This is a genomic window from Nitrospira sp. BLG_2, assembly GCF_049222245.1.
Genome location: NZ_JBLYIG010000496.1, coordinates 1 through 1,513, shown reverse-complemented (window position 1 = coordinate 1,513; position 1,513 = coordinate 1). Strand labels below are relative to the sequence as shown.

At 57.9% G+C, this 1,513-nt stretch carries 3 protein-coding genes; 1 reads left to right on the top strand and 2 read right to left on the bottom strand.

Annotation, left to right across the window (positions count from 1 at the left end):
• The coding region (locus ACOSYY_RS13535; protein ID WP_421663031.1) for a transglycosylase domain-containing protein at positions 1-515 on the bottom strand (515 nt) is incomplete at its 3' end.
• On the opposite strand from ACOSYY_RS13535, the gene yihA reads away from it, so the two are divergent.
• Entirely contained in the window at positions 514-1,134 is a 621-nt protein-coding gene (yihA, locus tag ACOSYY_RS13530) for a ribosome biogenesis GTP-binding protein YihA/YsxC (protein ID WP_421663030.1), read from the top strand. The genes ACOSYY_RS13535 and yihA overlap by 2 nt on opposite strands.
• A 163-nt stretch (positions 1,135-1,297) precedes the next feature.
• Here yihA and ACOSYY_RS13525 read toward each other — a convergent pair.
• A partial coding sequence (locus tag ACOSYY_RS13525; RefSeq protein WP_421663029.1) for a peptidylprolyl isomerase occupies positions 1,298-1,513 on the bottom strand: 216 nt, incomplete at its 5' end.

The window sequence follows — 1,513 nt, the reverse complement described above, 5'->3', positions numbered from 1 at the left end:
CGGAACAGCGAACGTTCCGATGATAAATAAAGATTCTTCGCCAGCTGCTGGGTAATCGTGCTCCCGCCGCGTTTCAGTTCTCCCGCTTCAAGATTGTATAGCGCGGCGTCGCGGATGCCTTCCCAATCGAATCCCTCGTGGGCAAAGAACGAGGCGTCTTCCGCCGCGATCACGGCACGTTGCAATTCCGGCGCGATTCGGCTCAGGGGTGTCCAGAGCCATTGTCGCTTGCCGGCGCGTCCCTGTTCGGCTGCCCGCGCCAGCCGATGGTCCATGAGCGCCGTCGATGTCGGGTTGGTTCGGGCAAGGAGGTCTGTATCGGGAAGCGTGCTCAGCCAGCTCAGGACAAGGACGCTTACAGGAAGTCCGATGAGCAGGACGCTCCAGAGGAGAAGACGGCCCACCGTGCGTCGGCCGGTTGACTTGCGCGGAGGAGGATCGTATGTGTAGTGACGCAAAAAGGTCGGAGTATGATTTGCCTTTCGTCTTGCATCCATCGATCGGCCTGTCGACATGAAAATATTCGCCGCTGAGTTTATCAAAAGTTGCGTCACTCCTGAACAATTTCCGTCCGGTCAACTTCATGAGATTGCCTTTGTGGGGCGCTCCAATGTGGGCAAGTCGTCGCTGATCAATTCATTACTCAATCGCCGGGACCTGGCAAAAGTCAGCCGGACGCCAGGAAAGACCAGGGCCGTGAACGTGTTTCTCATCTCGACTTCAGACCCGGCCCTTTCGCAATTCCATCTCGTGGACCTACCCGGCTATGGGTTCGCCAAAGTGTCGAAATCCGTCCGCACGCAGTGGGGGCCGTTGTTGGAAGACTATCTCGTCGACCGGGCGCCGCTGCTGGGAGTCGTGATGTTGGTGGACAGCCGCGTCGTGACCGACCAGGATCGTCAGACCATCGCGTGGCTCCGGTCGATCCGCCGGAATCCCCTCGTCGTTGCGACCAAGGTCGATAAGCTGAAGCCCAGCGAACGGGTGCGCACATTGAGGCAAACGCACCGGGCCTTGGGGCTCGCCGAGGGAGAAATGTTGATTCCTTATTCCTCGGTGACCGGAGATGGACGGGAGCGGGTATGGGGAGCCTTGCGGGATGTGGCCGGGAGTCTGCGCAAGGACCTCGCTTGATCTCAGTTCAGCAGGATGCTGAAAAAGTCCGCCAGCGGCGTTCTCGCATCGCTCAGAGGCTCAACGTACCGAAGCGTACGCCTCGCCACTTCGCTTGCTGCGGCCTTGCTGGACAAACTTTTTGAGCATCCTGTAGTGTTCCGTATCCGATAGATGGCAGCGGCTATCGGTGGGCGGTGCCCGCATCCTGTTGAAACTTGATTTCGATGTAGGCTTTGTTCTTGAGCTCAGCGAGCCAGGATTGATACATGTCATCGCTCTTCTGCTGATAGACCAGTTCCTGAACTTCCCTACGTACGTCCTCGTACCGGCTAAACTGTTTCGGCTTTTTGTCATCCATGCGGATAATCCGGACTCCTTCCGGGCTCTCGATGATGTC